Below are 17,266 nucleotides of genomic sequence, written 5' to 3' on the forward strand. Positions count from 1 at the left end.
TTCCGGGCCGCGATGGATGGAGGACGCCGTAGCGCTTACTCGGCTTCCGCCTGCGCCTGTTCCTGCTTGAAGCGAAACGTCCCGATCAGTTCCAGCACCTGCTGCTTCTGCTCCGCCGACAACAGCCCCTGCATGCTCGCGGTGAAGATCAATGCGCGCTGGCCGCGCGCGGTCAGCACCATGCACTGATGGATCGGCCCCTGCGCCGAACTCCAGCGGAACTCGGACAGCACCGCCTCCTCGCCGTCCACCCGCATCGGTTCGCGCGCGAGTTGCTCGTACTCCTTCAGGCTCGACGCGATGGCGTCGATCTCTTTCCTGGCGAAGCTGTCGAACCCCATGCCCCAGGGCAGGCTGTCGCGGGAGATGGTGAAGCTCAGTCCCGAGCCGCCGCCGCGCACGGTGGTGAGCAGGTTGATGGTCTCGTCCTTCCACGAGGCGGGAATAGCCAACGATCCTTCGTTCATCGTGAACATGCTGCGTCAACCCTTGTCCTTGTTGAGGTGGATCACCGGCCCGTCGATGAAGATGCCGTTCGCGCTCAGGGTGATGCTGGAGGGACCGAACTTGATCACGATGTTGGTCTTGGTCATGGTGACCGAGCCGTCGCCGACGCGATGAGTGACCTGGTCGGTGGCCTCGTACAGCTGGGTGCCGGGCCCGGCGGCCCCGCCCTTGGCGGTGACCTGTACGGTATTGGCCTGGGTCGAGCGCTTCTTGGCGATGGTTTCCGACAGGCTGCCCTGAGCGATGTTCTTGCTCTCGTCGCCGGTGTTGAGCGCGATCTGGCGATTGCCCTTGACCACCACGTGCGCCTCGCTGTCCTGCACGGTGATCGCCATGTCCTTCTGCGAATGCAGGTTGATCAGCTCCTGGCCTTTGCGGTCGCAGATGGTCATCTCGCAGAAGCCTCCGCCGCCCGGCGTGGAACGGCTGACGAAGCCCATCACGTCGGCAGCGTCGGGCAGGCTGCGCGGCGGCAGCTGCTCGGCGTTGAACAGGCGGCCGAGGATCACCGGCCGATCCGGATCGCCTTCCAGGTAGCTGACGATCACTTCCTGGTTGACCCGCGGAATCGCGACGGTGCCCCAGCCGCGACCGGCCCATGGCTGCGAGACGCGGATCCAGCACGAGCTGGAATCGTCGTTGCCGCCGTAACGGTCCCACGGGAACTGCACCTTGATCCGGCCGAATTCGTCGGTGTGGATTTCCTTGCCGGACGGACCGACCACCGTCGCGGTCTGGGCGCCGGCCATGACCGGCTTGGCGTGCTCGCGCACCGGCCGGTACGGAATCTTGCTGCGGATCAGGCTCAGGGTGTTGCGGTAGTCTTCCGAGCGATCCTCGCTGCGGCCGTAGTTGTTGCGCGCGCTCAGTTGGCGACCGACCACCAGGAAACTGCAGTTCTCGGCGTCCTCGCCGAGCAGAGGATGCTCGGCTACGCGCAGGGTGCGTCCGGCGGTGATCGCGCGGCAGTCGGTCTGGGCGGTGAACCGCTTGGCCTGCCATTCGTAGCTTTCCAGCCGCCGCTGCGCCTGCTTTTCGCCCTCGTCGCGATTGGCGTAAGCGTAGGCCGGATTGCCGTCGTAAACCTGCAGCGCCGGCACGTCGCCCTGGTCGGCGATCGACGGCAACTCCAGGTACTGCGAGCCGCCAGGTTCCTTGAAGCGATACGTATTGAGCGCGATCGAGCTGGGCTGCAGCTCGCGCATCGACGACAGCCGGGTCATCGCCTGATCGCTGTCGTTGAGGGTCTGCGCGCGCCAGGGCACTACCGCATGACGCTGCTGCGGCGGACACCCCTGCGGGTGGGTCGAATCGTCGCACACGATCAGGGTATGGCCATCGGCGCGATGTTCGAAGTAGTAGAACAAGCCGTAGCGTTCCATCACCCGGCTGACGAAATGCAGATCGCTTTCGTTGTACTGGGTGAGGTAGGTCTCCGCGGCCGGCGGGTCGTAGATCCGGAACTCGAAGTCGGCCAGCGCGCCATAATCGGCGAACACTTTCTGCAACACCTCGGCCGGCCCCAGGTTCTGGTAGATGCGCGAATTCACCCGCTTGCCCAGGAACCACAGCCACGGCACCAGCTCGGCCGTGTACACGCTCAGCGCCCCATCCGCGCTGGCATAGCCGAAACGGCTGACATAGCCGTTGATCGGATGCTCGCTGCCGTCGTCCTGACGCACCGCCACGGTGAGGTTCTTGCTCAGTACGTCCTTGTGGTCGATGGCCGGGTTCTGCGATGCGAGCTCCAGCGCGTAGCCGCCGACGCGCGACAGTGCCTCTTCGCCCTCGATCGAGCGCACCAGCAGCTTCTTGTCGCTGCCCAGCGGCGAGTACAGCCGCAGCAGACGCCGGCTTTCGTCGTAGCCGAGTGCGGCGGAGCCGGCCTGCCCTGCATCGGCGCCGCCGCGATCGGCGCGGCTGGGCGCGAAGTTCTGCATCGGCGCGGACGCATCGGCCGGCAGAATCGCACTGCCGGCTTTGAGCGCATCGTCCAGTCCGTCCACCCCGCGCGGCGCGTTGTCGACCAGGCCCAGCGCGCCGAGCGCGGACTTGGCCAACGGCGCGAACTTGGCCGCCTGGGCGATCTGCGGCGAAAGCGCCGCGCCGGTCTGCAAAGCGCCTTCGGCCAATCCGACCGCATTGGCCGCACCGCCTCGCGCAAGCGCCTGCACCGCGCCCGCGGCGGTCGCCGCCCCGGACACGGCCTGGCCGATCTTCGGATCGATCGCATCGGCGGCCTGCAGGGCGATGCCGCCCAGATCGGTTGGCGGCGCGACTTCGGCATGGACCAGCGAGTCCAGATTCTTCGCCAGCGCAGTGCGGCCGTCGCTGTGGATCATGTCGTCCAACTCGGACGACAACGCAGTGGTCGCGGATGAGCCGGGACGATCCGCGAGCGATCCTTCGGGCTTGGACGACTTGACAGTCATGACCTCTCCTTTCCGTGGAGACGCGTTTGAGTGTGCTCCGTGCGCGGCAGCTCCATGAGCGGCTGCAGCCGGCGGATGGCCCAGAACATAGCAACGGCTCCGACCGTTTCCAAGCTGAATTGCGCGAGGAAACCGCGTTTTTCATCAACCTGAGCCGGCTGGCACACCGCGTGTGCAGATTTCCAATCAAACGCCCTCGCATACCTGAACGCGAAAGCGATTGACGTCACGAATCTCAGCGAAAGCGGAGCTGTCTCCGATCTTCCGGCGCAGTCGTCTCGGAGACTGCGTCTACGCCGATGACGGCCTTTCCGAGAGCGGAACCCTCGTAGCGCAATCGGCATCGGCCATCGCGCATACGCGACTGATCGCACCGTCGACCATCGAAATGGATTACCGCGTCGCTGGCATGAGGGATTGCATGCCGCGAATGGCGGGCGTTCCTTCTCGACGGCGGATCGCGATGCGAGCGGATCGACGTTGCCGCGCCCGGCGCCGCGTCTATCGCAGCGAGCAACGCAAATACTTCGACACAACCGCCGCCGCGGACTATCCGTTCGGCTCCACCGCCAACCGATCCGCGCGTACTTCGCACGCGAACGGCGCGCCGCCGCCCAGGTAATCCCACAACGGCCGCAACACCGCTTCGGCCTTCAGCAGCATCTCCTGGAATTCCGATTCCGCGTCCGACAGCCAGGTGATCGCGCCGCCGGCGCCGAACGACAGTTCCTCGCCGTCGAAGGCCAGGGTGCGGATGCCGATGTTGAGGTCGGCGACGCGGCCGTAGCCCAGGTAGCCGATCGAGCCGCAGTACACGCCGCGCGCGCTGCGCTCGAGCCGGTCGATGATCGCCAGCGTGCGGCGCTTGGGCGCGCCGCTGATCGAGCCGCCGGGGAAGCTCGCGCGCAGCAGGTCGATCAGGTCGCACTGCGGCCGCAGCCGCGCTTCGACCGTGCTGACCAACTGGTGCACGGTGCGGTAACTCTCGATCGCCGCCAGCGCCGGCACCTCGACCGAGCCGCGTTCGGCGACGCGGTTGAGGTCGTTGCGCATCAGGTCGACGATCATCAGGTTCTCGGCGCGGTCCTTGTCCGAGTCGGCCAGGCGCTGCGCGTACTGCGCGTCCAGCGCCGGATCGGACGAGCGGCGGATGGTGCCCTTGATCGGCTTGGCCTGGATGCGGCCGGCGCCGTCCACGCGCAGGAAGCGCTCCGGCGAGGTGCTCAGCACGCAGTACGCGCCGCTGCGCAGGAACGCGCCGAACGGCGCGGCGTTGCCGCGGCGCAGGTGCCGGTACAGCGCCAGCGGGTCGAGCGGCGCGCGCACGCGCAGGCGGTTGGTCAGGCAGACCTGGTAGGACTCGCCTTCGAAGATCGCGCGCCGGCATTCGCCGATCGCGGCGAGGTAGTCGTCGTGGCCGAGGTCCATCGCCACGTCCAGCCCGGCCAATGCGGGCGGCGCGCACGGCGCCGGCGCCGGCGCCGGCGCCGGCGGCAGCGAGCGCAGGCGCGCGGCGGTGCGTTCGAGCCAGCGCTGCGCATCGTCGGCGCCGTCGGCGTCGGCGACCGCGACCGCCCAGGCGCGGCCGCTGGCATGGTCGAAGGCGAGGAAGCGGCGCGCCCGCATCCACAGCGCATCGGGCGCGTCGGCGCGGTGGCCGCGTTCGCCGTCGAACAGGGCCTGGGCTTCGTAGCCGAAGTAGCCGACGTAGCCGCCGCGGAATTCGAACGGCAACGCGTCGGCGGGGCCGGCGACCGCCTGCGCCAGTTCGGCGCGCAATTGCGCCAGCAAGGCGTGCCCGCCCGACAGCGCCGCGTCGTCGTCGCCGATGCGGTAGGCCAGCACTTGCGCCGGGTCGGCGTCGCCCATGAACGAACACGCCGCGTCGCCGGCGACCTGGCTGTCGAGCCAGAACGCGTGCGGCGACTGCGCATAGCACTGCGCGAACACGCTTTCGGCTTCGGGCGCGGGTTCCAGCGCGCGCGCCCAGGCGCGCAGCGCGGCCGGCGGCGTCGCCGCGACGGGTTCGATCCGCTCAGCCAGCTCGGCCGGTTCGGCCGGTCCGACCGACTCGACCGCCGCCACCGATGCGCGCGCAGCGACGGCCGCCACGGCGCTTTCGCGCCAGCCGAGCGCGACGCCGCCGCGATGGCGGTGCGCGAGTTCGCGGAAGTTGCCGATCATCGCCAGGCCGTGCTCGCTCAGCACCGACTCGGGATGGAACTGCACGCCCCACTGCGGCCGCCGGCGGTGGCGCAGCGCCATGATCACGCCGTCGTGGCTGTGCGCGCTGGCTTCCAGCTCCGGCGGCAGCGGCGCGGCGGCGATCAGCGAGTGATAGCGGATCGCGACCAGGTCCTGCGGCAGGCCGGCGAACAGGCCGCGGCCGTCGTGGCGCAGGCGCGCGGGCCGGCCGTGCACCGGCTCGGGCGCGTGGGCGATGCGGCCGCCGTTGGCGTGGGCGATGGCCTGGAATCCCAGGCACACCCCGAGCAACGGCAGGGCCGTGCGTTCGATCGCCGGGCGCGACAGGCCCAGGTCGGTGGCATGGGCGGCGCTGCCGGGGCCGGGCGAGACCACGATGCAGTCGTAGCGCGCGTCGGCGCGCAGTTCGTCCCAATCCGCCGCGTCGTTGCGCAGCACGGTCGGCGCCTGGCCGAACGCGCGGCCGATCAGGTCGGCGAGGTTCCAGGTGAAGGAGTCGTAGTTGTCGATCAACAGGCAACGCATGATCGGCCTATTGTCGTACAAAGCCGCGCGGACGCGGCGGCGCGGCCTGGGCGGACCACGGCGCGCGCAACGCCGTGCCGGTGCCGGCCCGCGCGAAACCGCGGGATCGCAGCCGGCGCTCGGGTTCGAATCCGTGCGCGCGCACCGCGCCGGCGCGGCCGCTCAGGCCGCGCGCGGCAGCCAGACCAGGCTCAGCACGCCGCCGTCGGCGTCGAAGCGGTAGTGCGCGGCGAAGCCCTGGCCGCGACGCACGCCGGGGGCGAGGTCCTCGGCGCAGGCGAAGTCCAGGCGTTGCGGCCCGACCCGGACCAGCCGCATCGCCTCGAACCCGAACAAGCGCCGCACCTGCGGGAACAGCGCCTTGTACAGGCTTTCCTTGGCCGAGAACGTCGCCGCCAGCCCGGCGGCCGGATCGGCGAAGCCGTCGGCGATCCGCGCCTGCTCGTCGGCGTCGACGACCAGGCTGCGGATCTCCGCCGCGCGCGCGGCATCGAGCGGGCGTTCGATGTCCACGCCCAGGCCGAGGGTGTCGGCGTCGCTCGCGGCCAGGCACAGCGCGCGGTCGCCGGCGTGGGTGATCGACGCGATCGTGCCGGGCGGCCACAGCGGCTCGCGGTCGCGGCCGATCGCGACCGTCGCCGGCGCCGCGCCGAGCCGGTCCAGCGCGCGGCGCGCGCACAGGCGCCCGGCCAGGAACTCGCTACGGCGCTTGGGCACGGCGCGGTCGAGCTGCGCCGGCAGTTCGATGCCGTAGCGCGCGAACAGGCCGTCGCGATACGCGCCCAGGTCGAAACGGCAGGCGTGGCCGGCGAAGCGGCGGCCGAACGCCTCGATCTCGATGTCGCCGGCTTCGCACAGGAAGGTCTGCCCGGGAGCGGGCGATGCGGAATCGGCGGCGGCCGGCGCGTCGGCGGTCATGAGCGCGAAGGGCGGGAACGGGCGGTCAGGATCGCATAAGCCGATTGCGCGGGGGTCGTCGGGCTAGCTGCGCTGGTTCCAGTTCGTTGCGTCGCATCGGACCGCAAGGCGTCGGGGCTGAAGCCCTTCCCACAAAAGGCCATGACGCGCAGCGGCTTTTGTGGGAGGGGCTTCAGCCCCGACGCTTTCGTCCCAGCGCGCGACGAATTAGCGCAAATCCCCAACGCCGTACCCAAAAACGAACGGCCCGCACAGGGCGGGCCGTTCGCTGCATCAAGGGTGCGGGAGGATCAATTGACGTTGGCGCCGCTCCACGCCCGCGCCACCGCCGTGTGCTCGGGCGAGCCCGCGCCGTACAGCTCCGCCGCCGCCTGCAGGGTCAGGGTGCGCGCCTGCGGGTAGCTGGTGTTGCTGGTGAACTTGGTGGTCAGCGCGCGGTAGAAGATCTTGCCCGCCTTGTCGCGGCCGATGCCGGCGATCGCGGTGTCGCCGTTGCACACCAGCTGCGCCGGGGTCAGCCCGGAACCGGCCGGGACCACCGCGCCTTCGGCCAGCAGGTAGAAGAAGCGGTTGCCGACGCCGGAGGTGTAGTGCGGGTCGTGGATGCCGCCGGCCGCCAGGTTCGGATCGAAGCCGCCGGCCGGGTAGCAGTTGAACGACTTGCCGTCGGCGGCCTGGTTGTACATGTCGCGCAGGGCCTTGCCCGGCTCGGTGCGCACCATCTCGCCGATGCGGTAGTCGCCCGGGTCGTTGGCGTTGTTGGCGTAGAACTCGACCAGGGTGCCGAAGATGTCCGAGGCCGATTCGTTGAGCCCGCCCGCATCGCCCGAGTACGCCAGCGCGGCGGTCTTGGCGGTCACGCCGTGGGTCATCTCGTGGCCGGCCACGTCGATGCCCACCACCGGCTTGAAGCCGCGCGCGGCGTCGCCGTCGCCGTAGAACATGGTGTTGGTCAGCGCCACGTAGGCCGCGTTGGCGCCGGTGATCGCGCCGGTGGACGTCTTGAACGTGGTGTGGGCGTAGCTCTTGATGCCCTTGCCGTCGCCGGACAGGCCGGTGCGGCCGTGCACGTTCTTGTAGTAGTCCCAGGTCGCGCCGACGCCGTAGTGGATGTCCACGCCGACGCTGTTGCGGTCGCTGGTGGTGTTGTTGCCCCAGACGTTGTCGGCGTCGGTCAGCACCGGGCCGTTGAGGAACAGAATGCTGAACAAGTCGGACACCGTCTTGCCCTGCGCGTCGTGGACCGCGCCGTTGCCGCGGGTGGTGTCGATCAGGTCGAACTTGGTCGCGCTCTTCTGGTCGGTGGCGATGCTCAGGTCGCCGTAGTACAGCGACTTGCCGGTGCCGACGGCGCCCGCGGTCTGGACCAGGTCCTGCACGTCGAGCACCTTGCCGCTGGCGGCATCCACGTAATACTTGACCAGGCCCGAGTGGGCGTCGGTCTGCGCGCCGGACAGGATCACCTCGTACGCCAGCACCGGCGCCGCGCCGCGCGCGTACACCACCGCCTGGTTGGAATAGACCTTGTCGACGCGGCCGCGGAAGCGCGAGCCGGCTTCGACCGCGGCGTCGTCCTTGCTCAGGCGCGCCTCGCCGGTCGGGCGCAGCGCGCTGCGCAGGGTCAGCGACGCGGCGCCGAAGCGGCCGCGCGCGCTGGTCGCGACGACGTCGCCGCCGATCACCGGCATACCGCGCCAGCGGCGCTCGAAGCGGACGTGTTCGGCACCGTCGCGGTCGGCCGCCACGTCGCGCGCCTCGAACACATCCTCGGCGTCGGCCTTCAGTACGGCGCGATTGGCCGAGAGCAGGCCCTGCGCCTGCTGCATCGCCAGCGCGCGCGCCGCCGGCGGCGCGGCGTGCGCGGCCGGCACCGCGGCGGCGATGGCCAGGACCAGGGCGATGCGCTTGGGTACGTTGAAGTGCGAAGTCATCCGTGTTTCCCCTCATCAAGTGATGCAAGCGCCGGTACGGCCGGCGGACCGTGGCGGCGTTGGCTGCCGTCGCGATCATCTTGGGTCGGCGCAAACGCGACGGCTGCGATGCTTCAACGCCGGACGCAGGCCGAATTGCGGAAGCGTTTCGCAGTTTTCGCATTCGTCATATGACGCTAAATCGTTCATCGTTCGCCTGCGTTGTAAAACTGCGACGCAGGCACCGTGCGGTTTCTCGGGTAACCAATTCGCTTCGCCGTCGCGCCTCGTGGCTGCGATGCATTCGATGGGCACAAAGCCTGTGTAATGCGATCGCGCGCCTCGCGACGCTGCGCATGCCTGGCCTGCGATGAAGCGCCGTGGTGTATGGTCGCGGCTTTGCCGACGGCCTCCGCCCATGCGCCTGCCTGCTCTGAAATCGCTCCTGCTCCTGGCCGCGTTGCTGGCGCCCGCCGCCGACGCGCGCGAAGCCGCGACGCCCGCCGGCACCCGCATCGCCGCGCAACGGCTCGCGCGCATCGACGCCGCGTTGCAGCGCTACATCGACGACGGCCGCATCGCCGGCGCGGTGGCGCTGGTGTTGCAGGACGGCAAGCCGGTGTACCAGCGCCCGTTCGGCTGGAGCGACAAGGAAGCCGGCCGGCACATGCGCGAGGACACGGTCTTCCGCATCGCCTCGCAGACCAAGGCGCTGACCAGCGCGGCGATCCTGATGCTGGCCGAGGAAGGCAAGCTCAGCCTGGACGAACCGGTGGGCCGCACGATCCCGGCTTTCGCCAAGACCACCGTCGCCGTCGCCGGCGGCGAACCGGTCGCGGCCAAGCGCCGCATCACCGTGCGCGACCTGCTGACCCACACCGCCGGCATTTCCTACGGCACCGACGCCGCGATCAAGGAGGCCTACCGCGCCCAGGGCCTGGGCCCGGCCGCGGGCTACGGCTGGTACACCGCCGACAAGGACGAAGCCACCTGCGCGACGATGGAGCGGCTGGCGACGCTGCCGTTCGTGGCCCAGCCCGGCGAGCGCTGGGTCTACGGCTACAACACCGACATCCTCGGCTGCGTGGTCGAACGCGCCTCGGGCATGGCGCTGGACGAATTCGTCCGCACCCGCATCGCCGAACCGCTGGACTTGCGCGACACCCGCTTCTTCCTGCCGCCGGCGCAGCGCGAGCGGCTGGCGGCGGTGTACGCCAGCGGCGACGACGGCCGCGCCGCGCGCGCGCCCGACGGCGCGCGCGGCCAGGGGCATTACGTCGACGGCCCGCGCCGCAACTTCGCCGGCGGCGCCGGACTGCTGTCGACCGCGCGCGACTACGCGCGCTTCCTGGAAGCGCTGCGCCGCGGCGGCGAACTCGACGGCGTGCGCATCCTCTCGCCGCGCAGCGTGCGGCTGATGCGCAGCAACCAGTCCGGCGCGCTGTATCCCGACGAAGGCAAGGGCTTCGGCTACGGCTTCGAAGTCACCGAACGCTACGGCGCGAACGGGCTCGACGGCGAGGGCGCGTACGGCTGGGCGGGCGCTTACGGCACGTTGTACCGCGTCGATCCGCAAGCGCGGCTGGTGATGGTGCTGATGATCCAGCTGATGCCCAACCGCACCGACATCCAGTCGGTGTTTCCGACGTTGGTGTACCAGGCGCTGGAGTGAAGGCCGCTTCGGAAACTTTGCGCATCCGGTGCGGCGCGGCGACCTGAAACGAGAGCGTCGGGCCTGAAGGCCCTCCCACAAAAGCTGCGACGGCTTGCGGCTGTTGTAGGAGGGGCTTCAGCCCCGACGCTGTTCGATTCTCAGCGACATAGCAACCTGAAACAAAAGCATCGGGCCTGAAGGCCCTCCCACAGGAGCAGGATCGACCTGCCTGCCGCTGTTGCGGGAGGGAGCTTCAGCCCCGACGGTTTTCGATCCGCGGCGGCGTGGCGACCTGAAACAAAAGCATCGGGCCTAAAGGCCCTCCCACAGGAACAAGATCCGCTTGCTTGCTGCTGTTGTGGGAGGGGCTTCAGCCCCGACGCTTTTCGATCCGCGGCGACATGGCGACCTGAAACAAGAGCATCGCGCCTGAAGGCCCTGCCACCACTCAAATCACGGCATCGGGCTTCGAGGCTTTTCCGCCCAGCGCGCCTCAGTCCTCGACGATCGCGTGCGGCAGGAAGCGCGAGCTGTCCTGGGTGATCGGGCCTTCGTCCTCGCGGATGCCCATGCCGGCGGCCTGGTCGGCGACCACCCAACTGCCGATCAAGGGATAGTTCAGCTCGCCGTCGGCGCCGTCGAAGCGCGGCAGCGGGTGCAGGGCCTGGCGGATGGTCGGGCCGTCCTGGTAGGGGCCGTCGCTGCGCAGGCGCTCGCCGTCCAGGCCGACCAGCTCGATGTTGGCGCCTTCGCGCGAGAACAGCGGCTTGCGCACCCAACCCGGCGCCAGTTCGCCGGCATCGGCGTCCTCGAAATGCGCTTCCAGCAGGTTCGGGTGGCCGGCATGGCGTTCCCACAGCAGCGGCAGCACGCCCTTGTTGCTCAGGATCGCCTTCCACGCCGGCTCGATCAGCTGCACGCGCGAGCCGGCCAGCTTGGGGCCGTACTCCTCGACGAACATCCACTCCAGCGGATACAGCTTGAACAAGGTGCGGATGACCCGGTCGTCGCCGTCGGTGAAATAGCCCTCGCGGCTCAGGCCGATGCCTTCGATGCTCAGCTCCAGCGTGTCCACGCCGGCCTGCTCGGCGCAGTCGCGCAGGTAGCGCACCGTGCCCTGGTCCTCGGGCGAATCCTCGACCGCGGCGAAGTGCACCGGCGTGGCGATGCGCTTGTCGCGGGCGAGCGCGCCGAAGGTCTCGATCAGCAGTTCCTGGATGCGGTTGTACTGGTCGCCGCCCTCGCCGATCGTGCCGCGGGCGATGCCCTGCTCCAGCCACAGCCACTGGAAGTAGGCGGCCTCGTACAGCGAGGTCGGGGTGTCGTAGTTGAGTTCGTAGAGCTTGGCCGGGCCGCGGCCGTCGTAGGCCAGGTCCATGCGGCCGTACAGGTGCGGCTCGCCGCGGCGCCACGAGTCGGCGATCCAGTCCCAATACTCGCGCGGGATCGCCAGCCGCTCCAGCAACCGCTCCGAGCCGACGACTTCGTCGACCAGGGCCATCGCCATGTCGTGCAGTTCCTGGGTCGGCTGCTCGATCTCGTCCTCGATCTGGCGCAGGCCGAACGCGTAGTAAGCGCGCTCGTCCCAGTACGGCGCGCCGTCGATGGTGTGGAAACGGAAGCCGAGCGACTCGGCCTGTTCGCGCCAGTCCGGGCGCTCGGGTACGACGATGCGTTTCATGCGCGCTCGATGAGGTGGGGATCAGCCGCCGCGGCCGAAGCTGCGGCTACTGCTGCTGGAACTGCTGCTGCGGCCGAAACCGCCGCGCGCCGCGGCGCTGGAACCGAAGCCCGCGCGCGAGACGGTGACCGCGCGCGCCGGCAATGCGGTGTCGCCGGCCTTCCTGCCGTACACGGTGCCGCTGTGGGTGCTGATCTGCTTGCCGTCGGGCTTGAGATAGCGGCCGCCCTGGTAATCGCGATACAGCGGCGAGACGCCGCCGATGTGGTAGTAGCGGTTGCCGCCGCTCATCAGCTGCGAGGCCGCGTAGCCGAGCAGGAAGCCGGTCATCGGCGGGATGTAGTAGGGCTGGCTGGCGTTCGCCTGCTGCCCCTGCAGCGGCGTGCAGGCGCCGAACTGCTGGTTGCATTCCTGCTGGCTCTCGAAGCGCGGAGCGACCTTCTCGTGCTCGACCAGGGCCTGGCCGTAGGCCTTCTCGCACTCCTCGCGCGAGATCTCGGTCTGCACCGCGCACTCTTCGCGCGAGAGCAGGATCTTGCCGCTGGGATCGTCGTCGCAGCCGGCCAGCACCGCCGGCGCGGCCACCGCCATCAGCACCAGCTTGAGGTTGCGCGAGCGCTTGCCGCGCGGCGCGGAATCGTGGGCGTTGGTGGTCATGGCATCGCTCACGGCGTCATCGCGGCGGCGTTGATCAGGCCGACGCTGACCGACACGCCGGCGTAGAACACGCCGGCGCCGACCTGGCCGTCGGTGATCTGCTGCGACAGCTTCGGCGCGACCAGGCGCGCGATCAGGTAGGCGAACACCTGCACCACCACCGCCGCCGCGCCCCAGATCGCCGCGTCGACCAGGCTGACCGAGTTGGAGATCGCCGAATGCAGCGGCAGCGCCAGGCCGACCAGGGTGCCGGCGAAACCGGTCGCGGCGGCGGCGTTGCCGGAGCGGATCAGGCTCAGCTCGCGGTGCGGGGTGATCAGCGACACCGCCAGCGCGGCCAGGATCAGCACGCCGATGCCGGTGCCGGCGTAGGCGAGGAAATTGAGGAAGCTTTGGGCGTTGATCGGTGCGTCCATGGTGGGTCCTTGCGATGAATGCGGCGCGGCGGCGCGCGGGGCGGCGTCAGGTGATGTCGAGGTCGGCGGTGTTGAGGTCGATGCCGAGCGCGTAGGTGACCACGAATTCGCTCGGGCCGTAGTCCTCGGCGGTGACCAGCAGGAATTCGTCGCGTTCCAGCTCGGGAATCTCGCGTCGGTACAGCATCGCGTAGTGGGTCAGGTCGTCGTCGCGGCGCGGCGGGTCGTGGCGGTACAGCACTTCGTCGTAGACCACCGGCGGCACCCGTTCGGCGACGTCGTCGCCGAACTCGCGGTGCCAGGTGCGGCCGGCGTACTCGATCGACGCCGCGCCCAGATGCGGGCTGTCGTGGATGAAGCGCTTGAACGCGGCCTGGTTGGCCGGATTCACGGTGTCGTGGAAGACGAAGGCCTTGATGCCCTCGACCTGGCCGTTGGCGGTGCTGACCTGCAGATAGGCGTCTTCGTCGAGATAGAAGCGATGCAGGGCGTGGCCGCCCTTGAGGTCGATATGGCCGTAGCAGGGAATGCCCTGGTGGCCTTCGGGCAGGCGCAGGGTCCAGGCCTCCGGGTTGGCGCGGAAGGTCAGCGTGTCGAACGCGACCCGGCCGTTGATGCGCAGCCCCAGCGGCAGCTCGTGCGCGAACGGCGCCGCGGGCTTGTCCGCCTCGCGCTTCTTGCCGCCGAACAATCCGTCCAACCAACCCATCGCGATGACCTCGTCTTCGGTGTGTTCAGTCCGCCGCGAGCGACGCCCACGGCAGGCGCGCGCCGTCGATGCGCGCGTCGGCAAGGTAATACAACAAGGTGCCCGGCGCGATCTCGACATGATCGGGCGGATTCAGTACCGGCGCCGACGTGCGCCCGTCGCGGTAGCCGATCCACAGCGCCGCTTCCTGGCGGAACGCCGCGGCCAGCGCGCCCGCGCGCACCGGCGCGGCCGCCGCCGGCACCTGCAAGCTGAATTGGGTCGGCCCGCCCGCGCCGAGCCATTCGCCGGCCACCAGCGAGCTGCCGGCGTCCTGGGCGGCGCGCGCGATCACGTCCACGTGCAGCGGCCGGGTGCACTCCACGTGCGGGTAGTGGCTGCGCACCAGCTGCGCCACCGCCGCCGATTCGAAATGGGCGACGATGTGCGCCGACGGCTTTTGCGCCATGACCGCGAACACCGCCGCCAGCGAGCGGTCATCGTCGACCGCGTGCACGATCACCCGCGCCGCGGTGGCGAGCGCGGCGCGCTCGTATTCGCCGCAGTCGGCGTAGGAGTCGACCGCGACGAAGCGGATCTGGTCCGGCAGCGGATTCTCGGCCACGCCTTCGGCGACCAGCACGATGCCTTCGTCGTCGGTATGGGTGTCAGCCAGCAGCAACTGCACCAGCCGCTGCGATTCGCGGCCGTGCCAGCCGATCAGCACGGTGTGGCCGCGCATGTCTTCGTAGCTCATCTTGCCCACCTGATGGCGCCTCCAGAAATTGAGCAGACCGGCGCTGGTCTTGGCCAGGATCGAGGCGAACAACGCGATCGCGCCGGGCATCACGAACAACGCCGCGACCCAGCGCCCGGCGGCGCTGCCCGGCGAGAGATCGCCGTAGCCGATGGTGCTGGCCGTGGTGACGTAGTAATAGACGAAGGAATCCCAGCCCAGCAGCTTGGCTTCGCCGGCCCAGGCCAGCAGCAGCCAGCTCGCCGACATGTGCACGGCCAGCGCGAGCGCGACCACGCCCCAGCCGATCCGGCGCAGGTGGCCGCGCAGGCTGCGGTAGAGCTTGCCCAGGACGATCATGGCGCCGGTCCGGATGGCGATGGCGGCGTGCGCTGTCTCAACGTCCCTTTCCCCTTGCTCCGACGCGTCGTGCGGCGGCGTGTTGTCCTGGGCTGGACGAACGGTCGGATGCCGGCGTTCGTCGGATGGGCCACATTCTGCGCGAAAACGCGACGGGTGTTGCGGTTGTCGTTGCCGTTGTTGTTGCTGTTCGCTCTGACGCATCCCCAAGCAAAGCCCATGCCCCGCAGCCCCGGAGGGCGCGCGCATGGATGCGCGCGCGCGCCATGGGGCAGGATGCCCCTTATGGCGCGGCCCCGCGCCACGCTGAGCCATAGTGGCTCTTGATCCGAAAAAACAAGGCCTTTTCTTTGGTTACTTTCTTTGTGGCTTAAGACAAAGAAAGTGACCCGGCCGCTTGCGGACGGAAGCCCTTGATGTTTGCTTGTCGTCACAAGCACGCACACGCAAAGACGAATCCCACCGCGGCACGCCCCCTGTAGGAGCGGCGCAAGCCGCGACCGCGCCATCGCAAACACAGTGAAAGTTACGGCGTAGTTGCGTTGTCGCGGTCGCGGCTCGCGCCGCTCCTACAGTCGGATACGCGACCCCTCGCCCGTCATTCCGGCGAAAGCCGGAACCCATGTTGACGTTGCTGCCGCTTTCGCCGTTACCGATGTGTCGCCTGACGACAAGCCACCATCAAGAGCTTTCGTCCGCAAGCGGCCGAGCTACTTTCTTTTGTCAGCGCGACAAAAGAAAGTAGCCAAAGAAAAACGCTTGTTTTAAGTCAAAAGCCACCAGGTCCAGCACCTTGCGCGGGGCCGCGCCATAAGGGACATCCTGTCCCATGGCGCGCGCGCGCATCCATGCGCGCGCCCTCCGGGGCTGCAAGCATGGGCTTTGCGTGGGGTTGCGTCAGAGCCAACAGCAACGGCAACGGCAAAATTGATTCCGGCTTTCGCCGGAATGACGGAGGGTGGGTGGGCTGCGTCGCAAGGAGCGCGGGTGGGCTGCGTCGCAAACGGCCACCCCTTGTAGGAGCGGCGCAAGCCGCGACCGCGCAACCGCGCCTGCGTCGAAAGCGAGCCGCATCGCAGCCTCACCGCACGCAAAGCGCAGCCGCCCCACACCCGCCCCGCCCGCACGACGGCGACCTCGCGGCCGCCGCCGACGCTTGCTTCAGTCCTTGCGCTCGACCTTGTCGGTTTCCTTGATCTCCGCCGCCGGCAGCGACAGCGGCTCGTGGCTGAGCTGCTGCACCGGCTTCTCGCGGAAACGCTCCAGGATGTTGTCGACGCTGGTCGACTCCGGCAGCAATCCCGCCGCTTGCAGGCGCTTGTTCAGGTCGCCCTCGCCGGCCTCCGATTCCAGCTGCGCCGCCGCTTCCAGGCGCGCGCCGCGTTCGGCCTGGCGCTGCTGGATGCGCTCGAGCGAGTCCAGCGCGGTGGTGACCTTGCCGTTGGCGCCGGAGTGGCGCGAGGCCACCGCGGTCTGCGCGCGCTGCACCGCTTCGGTCGCCTTGACCGTGTCGACCTGCTGCTTGACCCGCGCCAGCTTGCGCTCGGTGGCGGCGATCGCGGTCTTGAGCTGGCTGATGCTGTTGTCGTAGCTGGTGATCGCCTGTTCGTCGTTCTTCAGGTCGTTCTCGACCGCCGCCAGCCGCTCGGCCACTTCGCGCGCGAGCTGCTCGTTGCCCTGGCGCAGGGCGCCGGCGATGTAGGTCTCGTACTCGGCCTTCTTGGCGAAGCGGTCCTTGCTGCGGTTGGCCTGCAGCTGGCGCTGGGCCATGACCTTGGTCAGCTCTTCCTTGGACCGCGACAGCTCGGTGCCGGCGTCGCGGATCTCCTGGTCGAGGATCTTCAGCGCGTTGGCGTCGACCACGGCCTGGCCGGCCTCGTGCGCGGTGCCGCGGAACAGGGTCAGGATTTTCTGCAGGATGCTCATGCGCTCACCAGGTAGGACTTGAGGGCTTCCACCGCGTCGATCGCGTTGTCGGCCAGGGTGCGGATTTCCAGCTCGATCTGCTCGGCGCTGGAGTCGGGCGCCATCTCGCCGAACACGATGTAGACGTCGCGGTCGTTGATCGTGGTCAGGCCCAGGTTGGACAGCGGGTTGATCGGGTTCAGGCGCAGGCAGGCCTCGTTGAAGCCGTGCGCGTCGCGGACCTGGCCGGATTCGACCAGCGGGGTGGAGACGAAGATCTCGCGGTCGGTCAGGGCGATGGTGATGCCCAGGTCGCCGCTCTCGGGCAGGGTCACCTGGATCGCCGCGTCGGCGGTCGGCACTTCCTCGACGTTCTCGGCGCCGAAGGTGGCTTGCAGGCGGGCGATCAGTTCTTGCGTGGTCCAGCGGGACATAGGGCGGTCCTTGAGGGGGTGTCCTTGGGTGAGGAGCCAGGGCAGCGCGGCGCGAAGCGTCCGGATCGCGGGGCGCTGCGCGCGGTGGCGCCCGGGCGCCGCCGCGATCATCGTCCGTGACCGTGCTCATGGATCGGAAAGGTTATAGGGGCGGGCGCTGGCCGGCGCAAGGCGCACAAGTCGCCCGCGCGCCCGCCCGCGGGGGGCGCAAAGCCCGCAACGGCGCGGGTTCGCGCGG

14 protein-coding genes and 2 pseudogenes are annotated in these 17,266 nt (G+C 69.3%); 1 reads left to right on the forward strand and 15 read right to left on the reverse strand.

Features of this window, described 5'->3' with window-relative positions:
- Positions 1–35: 35 nt before the first annotated feature.
- The 5 genes from RDV84_RS06440 to RDV84_RS06460 all read right to left on the reverse strand — a co-directional run bounded on the left by RDV84_RS06440 (position 36) and on the right by RDV84_RS06460 (position 8,518).
- Positions 36–467 carry a DcrB-related protein gene (locus RDV84_RS06440; protein ID WP_309152824.1) on the reverse strand — a complete coding sequence of 144 codons (432 nt, stop codon included), beginning with the start codon at positions 465–467 and terminating at the stop codon, positions 36–38.
- 15 nt (positions 468–482) lie between these two features.
- Positions 483–2,939, reverse strand: a complete 2,457-nt coding sequence (locus RDV84_RS06445; protein ID WP_309152825.1) for a type VI secretion system Vgr family protein — start codon at positions 2,937–2,939, stop codon at positions 483–485.
- 549 nt (positions 2,940–3,488) lie between these two features.
- Entirely contained in the window at positions 3,489–5,669 is a 2,181-nt protein-coding gene (pabB, locus tag RDV84_RS06450) for an aminodeoxychorismate synthase component I (protein WP_309152826.1), read from the reverse strand.
- A gap of 162 nt (positions 5,670–5,831) precedes the next feature.
- Positions 5,832–6,587: a 4'-phosphopantetheinyl transferase family protein gene (locus tag RDV84_RS06455; protein WP_309152827.1), complete on the reverse strand. Its 756-nt coding sequence runs from the start codon at positions 6,585–6,587 to the stop codon at positions 5,832–5,834.
- Positions 6,588–6,877: 290 nt separating this feature from the next.
- Complete coding sequence (locus RDV84_RS06460) at positions 6,878–8,518, reverse strand: M4 family metallopeptidase (protein ID WP_078996176.1); 1,641 nt, start codon at positions 8,516–8,518, stop codon at positions 6,878–6,880.
- Between the two features lie 397 nt (positions 8,519–8,915).
- Between RDV84_RS06460 and RDV84_RS06465 the strand changes: the two genes are divergently transcribed.
- Positions 8,916–10,169 carry a serine hydrolase domain-containing protein gene (locus RDV84_RS06465; RefSeq protein ID WP_309152828.1) on the forward strand — a complete coding sequence of 418 codons (1,254 nt, stop codon included), beginning with the start codon at positions 8,916–8,918 and terminating at the stop codon, positions 10,167–10,169.
- Positions 10,170–10,203: 34 nt separating this feature from the next.
- Here the strand turns inward: RDV84_RS06465 and RDV84_RS27290 are convergent.
- From RDV84_RS27290 to RDV84_RS06505, 10 genes and pseudogenes are all read right to left on the reverse strand, one after another.
- Positions 10,204–10,248 (reverse strand): annotated as a pseudogene (locus RDV84_RS27290) (DUF6053 domain-containing protein); the annotation flags it as partial.
- A 215-nt stretch (positions 10,249–10,463) separates the two neighbouring features.
- Positions 10,464–10,544, reverse strand: a pseudogene (locus RDV84_RS25940) (DUF6053 domain-containing protein); the annotation flags it as partial.
- 100 nt (positions 10,545–10,644) lie between these two features.
- Positions 10,645–11,832, reverse strand: a complete 1,188-nt coding sequence (locus RDV84_RS06470; RefSeq protein WP_309152829.1) for a glutathionylspermidine synthase family protein — start codon at positions 11,830–11,832, stop codon at positions 10,645–10,647.
- A 21-nt stretch (positions 11,833–11,853) separates the two neighbouring features.
- Positions 11,854–12,489, reverse strand: a complete 636-nt coding sequence (locus RDV84_RS06475; RefSeq protein ID WP_057949806.1) for a DUF1190 domain-containing protein — start codon at positions 12,487–12,489, stop codon at positions 11,854–11,856.
- An 8-nt stretch (positions 12,490–12,497) separates the two neighbouring features.
- Positions 12,498–12,905, reverse strand: a complete 408-nt coding sequence (locus RDV84_RS06480) for a DUF350 domain-containing protein (protein WP_057949805.1) — start codon at positions 12,903–12,905, stop codon at positions 12,498–12,500.
- A gap of 46 nt (positions 12,906–12,951) precedes the next feature.
- On the reverse strand, positions 12,952–13,620 hold the full coding sequence (locus RDV84_RS06485; RefSeq protein ID WP_425606443.1) for a DUF2491 family protein: 669 nt from the start codon (positions 13,618–13,620) through the stop codon (positions 12,952–12,954).
- 19 nt (positions 13,621–13,639) lie between these two features.
- Entirely contained in the window at positions 13,640–14,689 is a 1,050-nt protein-coding gene (locus RDV84_RS06490) for a potassium channel family protein (RefSeq protein WP_309152831.1), read from the reverse strand.
- Between the two features lie 723 nt (positions 14,690–15,412).
- Positions 15,413–15,535, reverse strand: coding sequence for a hypothetical protein (locus tag RDV84_RS06495; protein ID WP_309152716.1), 123 nt, complete (start codon positions 15,533–15,535; stop codon positions 15,413–15,415).
- 315 nt (positions 15,536–15,850) lie between these two features.
- Positions 15,851–16,615, reverse strand: coding sequence for a PspA/IM30 family protein (locus tag RDV84_RS06500; protein WP_057949802.1), 765 nt, complete (start codon positions 16,613–16,615; stop codon positions 15,851–15,853).
- Positions 16,612–17,028 (reverse strand): YjfI family protein, encoded by a 417-nt coding sequence (locus RDV84_RS06505; RefSeq protein WP_057949801.1) that lies wholly within the window; start codon positions 17,026–17,028, stop codon positions 16,612–16,614. Before RDV84_RS06505 ends, RDV84_RS06500 begins: the two co-directional genes overlap by 4 nt.
- Between the last annotated feature and the right edge of the window lie 238 nt (positions 17,029–17,266).

Origin of the sequence: Lysobacter yananisis (genome assembly GCF_031199375.1) — a bacterium.
GTDB classification, from domain to species: Bacteria; Pseudomonadota; Gammaproteobacteria; order Xanthomonadales; family Xanthomonadaceae; genus Lysobacter; species Lysobacter yananisis.